Raw genomic sequence first — 13998 nt, forward strand, 5'->3', positions numbered from 1 at the left:
TGTTGCCGTTCTGGCAGACGGTGCGCGGCGGTTGCCAGGGCTTAGTTCGAGATTTATTACATGAAAAGAATGCTCATCAATGCCACCCATGCCGAAGAGATTCGGGTGGCACTCGTCGATGGACAAACCCTGTATGACATCGACATCGAATCTGCCGGTCATGAGCAGAAAAAGTCCAATGTTTACAAGGCGCTGATCACCCGCATCGAGCCCAGTCTCGAAGCGGTATTTGTCAACTATGGCGCGGATCGGCACGGGTTCTTGCCGTTCAAGGAAATCTCCCGCAGTTATTTCGACCCGCAGGCGGTGGATGACAAAGGCCGCCCGATCATCAAGGATGCCTTGAAAGAGGGGCAGGAACTGATCGTTCAGGTCGAGAAGGAAGAGCGCGGTAACAAGGGCGCGGCTCTGACGACCTTTGTGAGTCTGGCTGGTCGCTACCTCGTGCTGATGCCGAACAACCCGCGCGCAGGCGGGGTGTCTCGCCGCATCGAAGGCGATGACCGCGCGGATATCAAGGCGGTGCTGGCGCAGCTGGAAGTCCCCGAAGGAATGGGGTTGATCGTCCGCACCGCCGGGGTGGGGCGCGAACCGGCGGAATTACAGTCGGATCTGAATTACCTGCAACAGGTCTGGGATGCGATTCTGAAAAAGGCCGAATCGCGTAAAGCCCCTTTCCTGATCTACCAAGAAAGTGACCTCATCATTCGGGCACTGCGCGATTACATGCGCAACGATATCGGCGAGGTGCTGATCGATGAGCCCAAAACCTTCGAGCAGGCGCAGGAATTCATCCGTCTGGTATCGCCGCATGCGATCGATAAGCTTCGGTTATATCAGGATCGCACGCCGCTCTTTACGCGCTACCAGATCGAATCGCAAATCGAATCCGCCTACGAACGCACGGTGACGCTGCCCTCGGGTGGGGAGCTGGTGTTTGATGTGTGCGAGGCTCTGACGGCCGTGGACATCAACTCCGGTCGCAGTACGAAGGGACAGGACATCGAAGAGACTGCCTTCAATACCAACATGGAGGCCGCCGAAGAAATTGCCCGTCAGTTGCGCTTGCGGGATTTGGGCGGCCTGGTGGTGATCGATTTCATCGACATGAGCCAGCCCAAACATCAGCGCGAAGTGGAAAATCGCCTGCGCGACGCGCTGCAAATGGATCGGGCGCGGGTGCAGTTGGGGCGGATTTCGCGGTTTGGTCTGCTGGAAATGTCGCGGCAGCGGCTGTCGGCTTCGCTTGAAGAATCTGTGCAGCATGTTTGCCCACGCTGCCACGGACAAGGGCATATTCGTTCTGCGGGCTCGCTTGCGCTGTCAATCCTGCGCGCCATGACCGATGAGGCCATGAAAGACCAAACGGCGCGCGTTGTGGCGCAAGTGCCGATCGAGGTGGCAACCATTTTGCTCAACGAAAAACGCGAGCAGATTCGCCAAATCGAGCAGGATCATGGCGTCGAACTGCTGCTCATTCCGAATATCAATCTGGAAACCCCGAATTTCGAGATTCAGCGCATCAAGCGCTCCGAACTGGCCGACGCGCCGAATGCCCGGCAAATGGTGCAGCCGCTCACCTTGAGTTTGCCCGACATCGAACGGGCACCCCTGCGTGCCGTACCGCCGCCGGCTCCGGTGGCTGTGCCGACCACGCCGACGGCGTCACCGTCACCGGCATCAATCCCGGCTGCCAAATCGGCTCCTGAGCCGGTCACGATGCCCGCGCCAGCGAGCGCATCTGGCGGAGCGCTGGGTCTGCTGCGTCGGGTCATTAGTCAGTGGTTCGGTTCGAATGCGGAACCCCGCTCCGCTGCCGCATCGACAACCGCCCCCGAATCCGCGGCAGAATCGGCACCGGCACCAGCCAGCCGGGCACCGCAAACGCGCCCCGCGCGTCCGCCGCGTACTGGTAAGTCGGCTGCGGCCAAACCGGAACCTGCGGAACAGGAAGCTGCGGTGGTTGCGGATGCGAGCGAGAGTGAGCAAAAATCCGGCGGCCGATCTGATCAAGGTTCCCGTCGGCGTCGTTCTCGCGGTGGAAGAAAACCGGCGGATTCCGTTCAGGCCGTGGTCGTCGAGCAGGCACAGATCGAGATGGACGCGGTGCCGGAGTCGCCGTCGCCACGTGCCCGCCGGCCGGAAGCGACGGATGCCTCATTGCCAGCACCGCTGCCGACCCACGAGCAGAATCTGATTACCCAGCAGCTCAATGCGCCGTTAGCACCGCGTGGGGTGCTGCCCCTGGATGTGGCGGTGAAACATGATCCTGCACAGCGGTTGCGGCCCAATGCGGCGTTGACGCTGCAGGCGGACGATGTTCTCGTCTCATCGGTGCCGACCCCCTCAACGCCTGCGCCGAGTCAGCGAACCGCCCATGCGGTTGCGCCGACTGAGCGGGTGTTCTATCCGCCGACCCAGCCCAGCATGGAATCCGCGCAGGCGCAGCCGACGGAACGGGTGTTCTATCCGCCGACTGCGTCGGAGACTGCTCCAGCACCGACCGAGCGGATTTTCTATCCGCCGAATTCGCCCAGTGTGGAATCCGCGCAGGCGCAGCCGACGGAGCGGGTATTCTTTCCGCCCGCTGCGCCGGAGGTAGCCCCGGCACCGACCGAGCGCGTGTTTTATCCGCCTACGGCTGGATGATGAGGGTCGCTGTGCGCTGCCCATGCGCTGATTGAACCGGCGATCACGGTGACCCTGTCCACCGGCGAGAATCTTGCCTTTATTGGCGAGCTTCATTGAGGCTCGCCACAACGGGGTGCCCTCGGGAGGCGGTTGGAAGGACATTCCAGCCTGTGATGGTGTTGCGCCGGTTGTTTAGCCTAGGGAAGCGCTGATTAAATCAGCGCTTCCCGCTTGGGGCAGGATGCCCCAACACGATCAACGACATAAGTCGTTGATTAGTGAAGACCGTCGCGGACATGTGCCGCGACGAGGCTTGCTAAATAAATCCATGGATGGATTTATTTAGTGCTTCCCTAGCTCGTCGAGATGGGGAACCGCCCCCGCTGCCCGCCGCGTGAGGCACTCGGGCGTTTTGGGTCGAAGCACGATGAATTCCTTGTCGCGGCTTTTCTCACCGCGATGCAGCGTGACCGCGCTTTTTGCGACGCCGCAGGTTTCGGCAATGAATACCGCCGCATCCCGATTGGCCTGACCTTCGACCGGTGGGCTGGTCAGGTAGAGTTTGATGCGATCGCCTAACACCTCGCCCCAGGCATTTTTACTGGCGCGGGGCTGCACCTTGACCCGCACGATCAGACGATCCGCTTCTTCGTGATAGAACGAGGCCGGGTGCGTCATGCGCTGCCTTCCGCGCGGGCTTCGAGGATGCTCCAGCGTTCGATGAGCTGTTCCAGTCGTTCGGATTCGTCGGTCAGCCGTGCGAGCAATGCCGTAGTTTCCGGGGTCGGGCGCTGATAAAAATCTGGGCGATTGACTTCGGCATTGAGCTGTTCGACCACGGCTTCTTGTCGGGCGATGTCATCCGGCAGGCGGGCGAGCTCGTGTTTTTCTTTGAAACTGAGTTCGGCACGGGGCGAGCTTGCGCTGGCTCGCGGCGGGGGCGGTGCCGCGTTGGTCGCCGGTTTTACCGAGAGTTTGGGCGCCGGGGCGGGTGCGGGGGCGGACGCGTGATCCCGCAGCGCGAGCCAGTCTTCGTAACCGCCGATCACTTCACGGACACGGCCTTCGCCTTCAAACACCAGCAGGCTGGTGGTGATCTGGTCGAGAAACGCGCGATCATGGCTGACCACCAGCAGGGTGCCATCCAAATCCAGCAGGGCTTGCTCCAGCACTTCCAGGGTTTCGAGATCAAGGTCATTGGTCGGCTCATCGAGTACCAGCAGATTGGCGGGTTCGGCGAACAGTTTGGCGAGCAGAAGCCGGTTGCGCTCACCGCCGGACAGTGCCTCGACTTTCGTGCGGGCGCGATCCGGGGTGAACAAAAACTGTTGCAGATAGCCGATGCCGTGGGTGTTGTGGCCGCGCACCATCAGCCGGTCGCCGCCTTCGCACAGGTTTTCCAGCGCCGTCCAGTCGGGGCGCAGTTCGGCGCGGTGCTGGTCGAAATAGGCGATGTTGAGTTGCGTGCCCAAACGGACGCGACCCTGATCGGGCGTGATTTGCCCCAGAGTCAGGCGAATCAGGGTGCTTTTGCCGACGCCATTGGGGCCGACCAGCCCGATGCGGTCGCCGCGCAGGATTTTGAGGGAAAAATCGTGCAGGATCGTTTGCTCGCCGTAGCGATGCGTCAGGTGTTCGCCTTCGAAAACGATTTTTCCAGACACATTCGCCTGGCCGAGGCTGAGGCTGATATTGCCCTGTTGCGCGACCCGTTGGGCGCGTTCGGCGCGCAAGGCTTCCAGTCGGCGAACCCGGCCTTCATTGCGGGTGCGGCGTGCCTTCACCCCTTGGCGAATCCACACTTCCTCTTCGGCTAGGAATTTGTCGAATTCGGCGTTCTGGATACTTTCCGCGTGGTCGCGCTCTTCGCGTCGGCGCAGATAGTTGTCGTAATCGCCCGGCCAGGAGGTGAGTTCTCCCCGGTCGAGTTCCAGAATCCGGGTCGCCAGTCGCTTCAGAAAGCTGCGGTCGTGGGTGATGAAGATCACCGCCCCCCGGAATTCCCGTACCAGGGCTTCGAGCCATTCGATGCGCCCAATGTCCAGATGGTTGGTCGGCTCGTCGAGCAGCAGCACATCGGGATTCTGGATCAGCGCCTGCCCCAGCAAAACCCGCCGCTTGGCCCCGCCGGAGAGATCAGCGAGGCTGGCATCCGGGTCGAGTTCGAGCCGACTCAGGATTTCATCCATGCGTTGCGCGATCGACCAGCCATCGACGGCATCGATCTCATGCTGCCAGCGGGCAAGCTCCGTCAGTGCGGCCTCATCGCCCGCCGCCACGCGGTTGATGCAGTGATGGTAGCCCGTCAGCAGGGATTCGATCGGGCCCAAGGGACTGGCGATGGTCTGATAGACACTGGCCCGATCATCGAGGGGCGGGTCTTGCTGCAGATAGGCAATGCGGCTGCCGGGCGCGAGGCGCACTTCGCCCGCATCGGCACGCGCTTGACCGGCCAGGATTTTCAGGAAGGTGGATTTCCCCATGCCATTGCGCCCGATCAGCGCGATGCGTTCGCCCGACTCGACGGTGAGCTGAACCTTGTTCAGGAGCGCCCGATGGCCGACAGAAAAATCCAAAGAATCGACAGACAGTAGCGGCATGGAGGTAGGCGCTCACAAAATGGAACTATTGTATCGGGCACGGCGGTTTTTTCGGCAGGCTTGGTGATAATCTGCGACGGAGTCCGGATATTCGGTAGGGTCATTTAGGCCGGTGGAGATGAGGGCGGAGAGGAATCGTATGGAATTCAGAATCGTGCCGATGCCGAGGACAATTTCAGAGAACGGGCAACCTTCAGGGCAATCGGTTTGTTTTGAGATCCACGACGAAAACAATCAGCGGGTGATGGTTTGCCACACCCAGGATGAGGCGAGCAAGGAACTCGATCGCCTGCAGTTGTTGTGTGATCTTAGGCCAGCGCCGTAAGCTGGCCATCGTGCAGGCGCATCACGCGGTCGGCCAATGCCAGCACCGCCGGTCGGTGGCTGATAATCAACGCAGATCGACCGTGAAGCAGCCTGCGGAGTGCTTCGGTGACCCGCGCCTCGGTGTGGGCGTCCAGTCCTTCAGTGGGTTCATCGAGAATCACGAGGGGTGCCGCTTTCAACAGCGCGCGGGCGATGCCGAGGCGGCGAATCTGCCCGCCGGAGAGCGCGGCACCGGCTTCGCCGACCAGGGTGTCGAAACCTTGGGGCAAGGCCAGAATTTCCGGCAGAATCTCTGCGCTGGCGCAGGCGGCGGTCAGTTCTTCGAGTGTGGCATCCGGTTTGGCCAGCCGAAGATTGGCGGCGATGCTGGTGTTGAACAGATGGATCTGTTGACTGACGACAGAAATCTGGCTGCGTAGGGCATCGCCATGGAGTGCCGCGAGATCGACGTCGCCGTAGCAAATCTGCCCGGCCGTAGGCTGCCAGAATTTGAGCAGTAACTGCGCGAGGGTGGTTTTGCCGCTGCCACTTGCGCCGCGTAGCCCCAGTTTTTCCCCCGGTGCCAGGCAGAAACTCACCTGCTTGAGTGTGGCGGAGGCTGCACCCGGGTAGGTGAACGATACCGCATCAAAGCAAAGATCATGTCGTGCGGGTAGCGGCTGGGGATTCGTCGGCTCGATGACCGTGGGCGGGAGCCCGGTCAGCTCCAGCAATCGTAGCGCCGCTGCACGGGTTTCGCCCCAGGCGCGCAAGGCTTGAGGCAAGGCCGCGACCGCTTCGAAGCTGGCCATGCCGAAAAAAACCAGCATTACGATTTCCGGGCCGCTCAGCCCGTCCGTTCCGGCGATGTGCGCAGCGAGCAGGAATAGACCCAGCCAGGTGAACTGGCTGATGAGTCCGACAAGTGCGGCACTGGTGGCATCGAGGCGGTTTTGCTGGCGTTGCGGACTGAGAATCGCCTCGGTGTCCGCGGCGGCCTGCTGCAGCGCTTGCGCCGGATCGCCGTAAATACTGAGCTCGGCCAGGCCGCGGATCGTTTGCTGACTGCGTTCACGCAGGCGACTGCGCGCCTGCACCAAGGCTTCGCCACTGGCCTGCCCCCGGCGTAGGGTCACGATGGGGAATAACAGCCCCACGGTCAGCAGCCCCACCAGATTCAACAGTGCCAGCCACGGGTTCCAGAACAGCAGAAATCCGGTCATCAGTACGGTGGCGATGAGCGCGGCCATCAACGGCGTGGCCATGCGCAGATAGGCGTTTTCCAGCGTGTCGATGTCGGCGCGGATGCGGCTCAACAGATCGCCGCCGTGATAATCCTGCAAGCGCGCGGGGGCGAGGGGTTCAAGCGCGTTGAAGAACCACTGCCGTAGTCCGGCGATCAGGCGGAAGGTGGCCTCGTGGGTGATGAGCCGTTCGAGATACCGTCCGAGGGTGCGGGTGATCGCGAGCCCGCGAATCGCGGCCGCCGGGGTGAAGTAGTTGATGACGGTGGCACCGAGTCCGGCCAGCGCCATCGCCGTGATGAACCAGCCGGAGAGCGCCAGAAGTGCCACATTCGAGAGGATCACGAGGGTCGCCAGCAGCACGCCCGCCAACAGCGTGCCGCGATAGGGGCGCGCGATCTGCCAGAGCCAGCCCAACGCCTGTCGATTCGGATGGGATCGATTCGGGTTCATAGACCAATCCTGCGGTATTGCGCATACAGAGCGGCGTAATGCTGCCCGGCGGCAAGCAGTTCGGCATGCGTGCCGCGTTCGAGGATTCGCCCTTGATCGAGCAATAGAATTTGGTCGGCGCGCTCGATACTGGCCAGCCGATGGGCGATCATCAGCACCGTGCGTCCTTGGGCGAGCCGCTCGATGGCCGTATTCACGGCCCGTTCGCTGAGCGGGTCCAGGCTGGCGGTCGGCTCATCGAGCACGACCACCGGCGCGTCCTTATAGAAGGCGCGCGCCAGCGCGATGCGTTGGATTTGCCCGCCGGAGAGCCCCTGGCCACGATCCCCGACCCGCGTTTGAAAGCCCTGTGGCAGCGCCTCGATAAAATCCAGCGCTTCCGCGGCGGCGGCCGCTTCCCGCAGCGCGCTTGCGTGATCCGGGCGGCGCATGGGCGCGATATTGTCCTCAATGCTGCCGAAAAACAGCGTGGGGTTTTGCGGCAACCAAGCGAGCGCGGCGCGCCAATGGGCGGGGTCGATCTGGGCGAGCGGCACCCCATCGATCAAGAGGCTGCCAGCCTGAGGGGAGAGAAACCCGAGCAGCAGCTGGCTGAGCGTGGTTTTTCCCGCACCACTCGCGCCCACGAGTGCCGTGCGTTTTCCTGCCGGCAAGGTGGCGTCAATCGTATCGAGGATCGGCTGATCGGGTGCGGTGGGGTAGGCGAAGCGCAATCCGGTAAGTTGAATCGTCGGTGCGGCCAGCGGACGGGGCAGGGCAAGCTGCCCGGTCACAGGCACCGGCGGCGGGGTGTTCAGCAATTCGATGAGGGGCTCGACGGCGCCCAAGGCATCGAGCCGGGCATGGAATTGCGCGCCGAGGCTGCGCAGCGGCAAATAAAACTCCGGCGCCAGCAGCAGCACGAAAATGCCGTTCACATAGGCAATATCACCGTACATCAGGCGGAAGCCGACATACACCGCCACCATCGCAATACTGATGGCGGCGAGAAATTCCAGCACCATCGACGACAGAAACGCCACCCGCAGCACTTTCATCGTGCTCTGGCGATATTCATCGGCAATTTGCCCGATAAAGGCCGCTTCGCGCCGGGCCGCACCAAACAGCTTGAGGGTTGTCAGCCCCTCGATCATGTCGAAAAAATGCGCCCCCATGCGCGTCAGGGTTTGCCATTGCGCTTGATTGAGCGCTTCGGTCTGCTTGCCAATGATGATCATGAATACCGGCAAAAGCGGGGCGGTAATCGCCAGAATCAGGCCGGAGACCCAATCGAATGGGAAAACCACAATCAGAATGATGGCGGGTACGATCACCGCCAATTGCATCTGCGGCAGATAAAGGCTGAAGTATTTATCGAGCGCTTCGACGCCATCGACCAGGCTGGTGGCGATGGCGCCGGATCGTTGCTGGCGGGACCAGGCCGGCCCCAGCCGGGCAATATGGGCGAATAATTCGGCGCGAAGCCCGGCACGCAGGCGGGCACCCGTTTCAAATGCAAAACGCTGCTGGGCATACAGCACCCCGGCGCGCAGCAGAAAGATCACGGCGATGGCCAGCAGAGGCCAGAATACCGCGTTGAGCGGTGCGTGATGGATGGCCACTGCTGTTAGCGCTTGGGCGAGCAGGCCGCTTTGCACGATCAACAAAAAGCCATTGAACGCACCCAGCGCGATACTCGCCTGTAGTGGCGAACGCACCGCCGCCGCCCGTTGTCGGAGCCATCGGTCGAATGCCTTGTGCTGGGTCTTATCGGGCGGTTTGGCCATCAGCCTACGGGTGCCTGTCTTGGGTCATTAATTGGCAAAGTATGGCTGAAATTAATTTGATTGGCAGTGAAGAATTCTCGTCGAGATTGAGGCGGCGCAGAGCGCTCACCTGGGCAACCCTTGCCCCCACGCCGCGCTCAAACGGGTGGGCAGGGGCTTTGCAATGCGCGATTACACCCGTTGCGACAGGACGAGCTGGCTCAGATTATCGTAGCCCTTGCGCTGCACGAGTTTGCACAAGACATCATGCGCCGGTTTGAAGCGCCGGGCATCGGTGAATCCGCTGCTGTGTTCTGCCTCGCGCATTGCGGCAAAAAGATCTTCCCACATCGGCACCATGTCCAGTTGCGGGGTGAACCGCGCCGAGCTGTAGCCAACGATCTGATTGCCCTCCATCTGCGGGGCGACGCGGGTCATCACCCAATAGTGATCGCCATTTTTGCAGCGGTTTTTCACCACGCCGTAAAATTCTTTACCGGCCTGAATGGTTTGCCACATCAGGTAATACACCGCATCGGGAATATCGGGATGGCGCAAGATATTGTGGGGTTGGCCGATCAATTCCTCGACGCTAAAGCCGGAAATTTCCGCCAGGGATCGGCTGGCGTGGGTGATGATGCCGCGCAGATCCGTTTTCGACTGTAACGCGCGGTGCGCGCCCAGAGGGACTTGTCGCTGGGTAACCTGGCGAATATCTATGGGAGGCTGATAGCCCATGGATAGCATGACGGACTCCTCAACAAAGCGTTGGTTGTGTTCGGTCGTCAACCGCTTCCCTGTGGTTCGATGGCGGGGTGCGCCGTCGTGATCATTCCGGTTCATGACTTGGCAAGCCCGGCATCCTGCCAAGTTTTGCTCGCGTTTCAACCAAGGAATAAGCTCAACAACCGGCGAGGGATTCGTATAATGCCCAGCCCTGCCGGCTGATCAGAAAACTGCGTGATGTCTGCCCATACCCCTTGGCGTTTTTGCATTGCGCCGATGCTCGACTGGACCGATACCCACTATCGGGTGCTGGCGCGGCGGATGACCCGTCATGCGCGGCTGTACACCGAAATGGTAACCACCGGCGCCTTGCTGCATGGCGATGTCCCCCGGCATTTGGCGTTTGATGCGAGTGAACACCCGGTCGCCCTGCAACTCGGCGGCAGTGATCCTGCGGCACTGGCTGCCTGCGCGCGCATGGGGCAAGACTACGGCTATGACGAAATCAATCTGAATGTCGGCTGCCCGAGTGACCGGGTGCAGAACGGCCAGTTTGGTGCCTGCCTGATGGCCACCCCCTCGCTGGTGGCGGAGTCGGTGGCGGCGATGCGGGCGGCCGTTTCGGTGCCGGTCACCGTCAAAACCCGCGTCGGAATCGACCGCGAAGATAGCTACGAAGCCTTTGCCCGGTTCATCGAGGCCGTGGCTGCGGGCGGCTGTTCGGTGTTTATCATTCATGCGCGCAAAGCCTGGCTGGATGGCCTTTCACCGAAGGAAAACCGCGAGGTGCCCCCGCTGCGCTGGGACTTCGTCCGGCAGATTCAGCAGGATTTTCCCGCGTTGCAGTTTGTTTTGAACGGCAAGCTGCAAACACTGCCGCAGATGGCCGAGCAGTTGACCCAGTTTCCCGGCGTGATGGTGGGGCGGGCGGCGTATGAGCATATCGATTGGTTGCGGCAGGTCGATCGCATGCTGTTTGCGTCGGAAGCGGCCGTCCCGAGCCGCGCCGAGGTGTTGGCGCAGTACGAAGCCTATCTCACCCGGCAGCTTGCGCGGGGGGTTCCGCTGCCGCGTCTGGTGAAGCCGTTGCTGACGCTGTTCAACGGCTTGCCGGGCGCACGGCAGTTTCGCCGGCATTTATCTGAACAGGCGCCGCGTCGTCCGCGCGACGCCCAGGTTCTGGCCGAAGCGCTCGCCTGGGTGCCGGATATCGAGGCGGACAGCAGCGCCGAATGGCAGTATCGATTGACGGAAAATCCCGGGGTTCCGCTGCGGTAACGCCGCGTCCGGCTTCGGAAATCCTGGAATTTCTGCTATCTTTTTCGCCCGTTTTTTGTCGGAGTGCGCCTGTGAGCCCTACCGCCTACGATGTTTTAGCTGATCGCCCGCGGGCACCCGCAGATGCCGCTGACTCGGCGCGCGGGGAGGCCGTGGGCACACGACGCCTGCATATCAAAACCTGGGGCTGCCAGATGAACGAGTACGACTCGGACAAGATGGCGGATGTGCTGGGTGCCGCCGCCGGGTTTGTCTGGACGGATGATCCAGCCGAAGCCGAGGTGTTGTTGCTCAATACCTGCTCGATCCGCGAGAAGGCGCAGGAAAAAGTCTTCTCCCAGCTTGGCCAGTGGCGCCCGCTCAAAGAGAAAAATCCCAAGCTGATCATTGGGGTCGGGGGCTGTGTTGCGAGTCAGGAAGGGGCGGCGATTCGTGCCCGTGCGCCGTTCGTCGATCTGGTGTTCGGGCCGCAAACCCTGCATCGGCTGCCGCAAATGGTGGCCGAGATCGAAGCCAACCGTCAGCCGATTGTCGATATCTCATTTCCGGAAATCGAAAAATTCGACCACCTGCCCGCGCCCCGCGCGGAGGGTGCAACGGCCTTCGTCTCGATCATGGAAGGCTGTTCCAAATATTGCAGTTTCTGCGTGGTGCCCTATACGCGCGGCGAAGAAATTTCCCGGCCGTTTGACGATGTGATCGCCGAGGTCGCAGAGCTGGCGGAGCAGGGCGTGCGCGAGGTGAATTTACTCGGTCAGAATGTCAATGCCTACCGCGGGTTGATGCACGATGGCCAGATTGCCGATTTGGCCTTGCTGATCGAATTCATCGCGCAGATCGAGGGGATTGGCCGGATTCGTTTCACCACCTCGCATCCGGTGGAATTCACCGATCGATTGATCGAAGCCTACCGGAACGAGCCCAAGCTGGCGGCGTTTTTGCATCTGCCGGTGCAGGCGGGTTCGGATCGCATTCTGGCGCAGATGAAGCGCGGACATACGGTGCTGGAATACAAGGCCAAGCTGCGTAAGTTGATGGCCGCACGCCCCGGCATTTCCTTGTCTTCGGATTTCATCGTCGGTTTTCCCGGCGAGACCGAGCAGGATTTCGAGGCCACCCTGCAGCTGGTGCGCGAAATGAATTTCGACCATTCCTTCAGCTTTGTCTACAGCGCCCGACCCGGCACCCCGGCGGCCAGCTTGCCGGACGATACGCCCGAGGCCGTGAAAAAAGAACGGCTGTATCGGCTGCAGGCGCAGATTACCGAACAGGAACAGGCGATTTCCCGCGCGATGCTCGGTACCGAACAGGTCATTCTGGTCGAAGGTCCGTCCAAGAAAGATCCGGCCGAATTGGTGGGTAAAACGGAGAACAATCGCAGTGTGATTTTCCAGGCGCGCCCGGCGGTGGTGGGGTTGTTCGTGCGGGTACGCATCACGGAAGTCAAACCCAATTCGCTGCGCGGTGAATTTTTAGGCATTGCGCCGATGGATCTGACCCGTGCGGCAGCGCGGGGGCTGGTTGCGGCCGAATGACTGACGCGCAGTCCGCTTCACCGGTTGATGTCCGTTTTGAATTAACGCCCTACCACAATGATCGCCTGGCGAATCTGGTGGGGTCGTTCGATAGTCATCTGCGGCTGATCGAGCGTCGTCTGGGGGTGGAAATCAATCATCGCGGAGCCGAGTTCGTGGTGATTGGCCAACCCTTGGCCGCCGAGCAGGCGCGATCCGTGCTGGACGGCTTGTATCAGACCACGCAGGACGAGACGATCGATGCCGAACGGGTGAATTTGTATCTCGCGGCGGCGGGCATTGCGGAGGAGGCCGGCTCGTCGGCTGATGAGATCATCATTCGTACCCAGCGCGGTTTGCTACGCGGGCGCGGGCAACGACAAATCCAGTATTTGCAGTCTATCAGTCGCTGCGATTTGAGTTTTGGCATTGGGCCGGCGGGCACCGGCAAAACCTATCTGGCGGTGGCGAGTGCGATCAATGCTCTGGAACGCGGCCAGGTGCAGCGCATTGTGCTGGTGCGCCCGGCGGTGGAAGCCGGTGAGAAGCTCGGATTTTTACCGGGCGATCTCGCGCAAAAAATCGATCCGTACCTGCGTCCGATGTATGACGCTCTGTATGAGATGCTCGGCTTCGACAAAGTGACAAAACTGATCGAGCGGCAGGTCATCGAAGTGGCGCCGCTCGCGTTCATGCGTGGCCGAACCTTGAATGAATCGTTTGTCATTCTGGATGAAGCCCAGAACACCACGATCGAGCAGATGAAAATGTTTTTGACCCGGATCGGCTTTGGTAGCAAGGCGGTGGTGACGGGCGATATCACCCAGATTGATCTGCCGCGCGGGGTCACCTCTGGGCTGCGCGATGCCATTGAAGTCCTGCACGGCGTCGAAGCGGTTTCCTTCACCTTTTTTCAGGCGCGCGATGTGGTGCGTCATCCTTTGGTGATGCGCATCGTGCAGGCGTATGAAGCGCGGGCGCAGGGGCGGGATCGAGTATGAGTTGTCAGGTTTGGGTCGATCGGCAAAAAGCGACGGTACTGCGCTGCCCCACGGCGGATCGCCTGACGCCCTGGGTCGCGGCAGCGGTGGCGGCTGCCTTGCCCGATCGCGCCCCGGCGGTTGTCGGGGTCTGCGCGCGCTTTGTCGATGCGGCGGAAGGGCAGGCGCTCAACCAGCAATATCGTCATAAAAATTACGCAACCAATGTGCTTTCATTCCCGTTCGATACCCCGCTGCCGGATGAATCGGATCAGGAGCGCTATCTCGGGGATCTGGTGCTCTGTCAGCCGGTGCTGGTCGAGGAAGCTCGGGCGCAGGGAAAATCGCTCACCGCACACACGGCGCATTTGATCGTGCATGGGGTGCTGCATTTGCTGGGGTTTGATCATGAAACCCCCGCGCAGGCCGAGGAGATGGAAGGGTTGGAAATTCAGGTGCTGGCGCAGCTTGGGTTTGAAAATCCCTACCGTGAGCGATAAATTCACCGCCGGGCAGTTTTT

General features: G+C 61.2%; 10 protein-coding genes. 5 read left to right on the forward strand and 5 right to left on the reverse strand.

Going from position 1 to position 13998, the window contains the following annotated elements; all coding sequences use genetic code 11:
• Window positions 1–60 precede the first annotated feature (60 nt).
• Window positions 61–2649, forward strand: coding sequence for an Rne/Rng family ribonuclease (locus VOI35_RS04200; RefSeq protein WP_407276637.1), 2589 nt, complete (start codon window positions 61–63; stop codon window positions 2647–2649).
• 324 nt (window positions 2650–2973) lie between these two features.
• Here VOI35_RS04200 and VOI35_RS04205 read toward each other — a convergent pair whose 3' ends face one another.
• From VOI35_RS04205 to VOI35_RS04225, 5 genes are all read right to left on the reverse strand, one after another.
• Complete coding sequence (locus VOI35_RS04205; RefSeq protein ID WP_407276638.1) at window positions 2974–3309, reverse strand: DUF167 domain-containing protein; 336 nt, start codon at window positions 3307–3309, stop codon at window positions 2974–2976.
• Entirely contained in the window at window positions 3306–5231 is a 1926-nt protein-coding gene (locus VOI35_RS04210) for an ATP-binding cassette domain-containing protein (protein WP_407276639.1), read from the reverse strand. Before VOI35_RS04210 ends, VOI35_RS04205 begins: the two co-directional genes overlap by 4 nt.
• A gap of 308 nt (window positions 5232–5539) precedes the next feature.
• Window positions 5540–7234 carry a thiol reductant ABC exporter subunit CydC gene (gene cydC, locus VOI35_RS04215; RefSeq protein WP_407276640.1) on the reverse strand — a complete coding sequence of 565 codons (1695 nt, stop codon included), beginning with the start codon at window positions 7232–7234 and terminating at the stop codon, window positions 5540–5542.
• Window positions 7231–9000 (reverse strand): thiol reductant ABC exporter subunit CydD, encoded by a 1770-nt coding sequence (gene cydD, locus VOI35_RS04220; protein WP_407276641.1) that lies wholly within the window; start codon window positions 8998–9000, stop codon window positions 7231–7233. Before cydD ends, cydC begins: the two co-directional genes overlap by 4 nt.
• A gap of 171 nt (window positions 9001–9171) precedes the next feature.
• Window positions 9172–9822, reverse strand: a complete 651-nt coding sequence (locus VOI35_RS04225; protein ID WP_407276642.1) for a PAS domain-containing protein — start codon at window positions 9820–9822, stop codon at window positions 9172–9174.
• 120 nt (window positions 9823–9942) lie between these two features.
• On the opposite strand from VOI35_RS04225, the gene dusA reads away from it, so the two are divergent.
• From dusA to ybeY, 4 genes are all read left to right on the forward strand, one after another.
• Window positions 9943–10983 carry a tRNA dihydrouridine(20/20a) synthase DusA gene (dusA, locus tag VOI35_RS04230; protein WP_407276643.1) on the forward strand — a complete coding sequence of 347 codons (1041 nt, stop codon included), beginning with the start codon at window positions 9943–9945 and terminating at the stop codon, window positions 10981–10983.
• 152 nt (window positions 10984–11135) lie between these two features.
• On the forward strand, window positions 11136–12518 hold the full coding sequence (miaB, locus tag VOI35_RS04235) for a tRNA (N6-isopentenyl adenosine(37)-C2)-methylthiotransferase MiaB (RefSeq protein ID WP_407276791.1): 1383 nt from the start codon (window positions 11136–11138) through the stop codon (window positions 12516–12518).
• The gene (locus VOI35_RS04240; RefSeq protein WP_407276644.1) at window positions 12515–13498 is read left to right on the forward strand and encodes a PhoH family protein; all 984 of its coding nucleotides are present in this window, start codon (window positions 12515–12517) and stop codon (window positions 13496–13498) included. The genes miaB and VOI35_RS04240 overlap by 4 nt, the downstream gene beginning before the upstream one ends.
• Window positions 13495–13977, forward strand: a complete 483-nt coding sequence (gene ybeY / locus VOI35_RS04245; RefSeq protein ID WP_407276645.1) for an rRNA maturation RNase YbeY — start codon at window positions 13495–13497, stop codon at window positions 13975–13977. Before VOI35_RS04240 ends, ybeY begins: the two co-directional genes overlap by 4 nt.
• The last annotated feature ends 21 nt before the right edge of the window (window positions 13978–13998 follow it).

It is taken from the genome of Halothiobacillus sp. DCM-1, assembly GCF_045689735.1.
GTDB lineage: Bacteria > Pseudomonadota > Gammaproteobacteria > Halothiobacillales > Halothiobacillaceae > Halothiobacillus.

Excerpts from the sequence above, each read along its gene's own strand:
- VOI35_RS04200 (WP_407276637.1), top strand. The coding sequence starts at position 61 with ATGAAAAGAATGCTCATCAATGCCACCCATGCCGAAGAGATTCGGGTG.
- VOI35_RS04205 (WP_407276638.1), bottom strand. The coding sequence starts at position 3,309 with ATGACGCACCCGGCCTCGTTCTATCACGAAGAAGCGGATCGTCTGATC.
- VOI35_RS04210 (WP_407276639.1), bottom strand. The coding sequence starts at position 5,231 with ATGCCGCTACTGTCTGTCGATTCTTTGGATTTTTCTGTCGGCCATCGG.
- cydC (WP_407276640.1), bottom strand. The coding sequence starts at position 7,234 with ATGAACCCGAATCGATCCCATCCGAATCGACAGGCGTTGGGCTGGCTC.
- cydD (WP_407276641.1), bottom strand. The coding sequence starts at position 9,000 with ATGGCCAAACCGCCCGATAAGACCCAGCACAAGGCATTCGACCGATGG.
- VOI35_RS04225 (WP_407276642.1), bottom strand. The coding sequence starts at position 9,822 with ATGAACCGGAATGATCACGACGGCGCACCCCGCCATCGAACCACAGGG.
- dusA (WP_407276643.1), top strand. The coding sequence starts at position 9,943 with ATGTCTGCCCATACCCCTTGGCGTTTTTGCATTGCGCCGATGCTCGAC.
- VOI35_RS04240 (WP_407276644.1), top strand. The coding sequence starts at position 12,515 with ATGACTGACGCGCAGTCCGCTTCACCGGTTGATGTCCGTTTTGAATTA.
- ybeY (WP_407276645.1), top strand. The coding sequence starts at position 13,495 with ATGAGTTGTCAGGTTTGGGTCGATCGGCAAAAAGCGACGGTACTGCGC.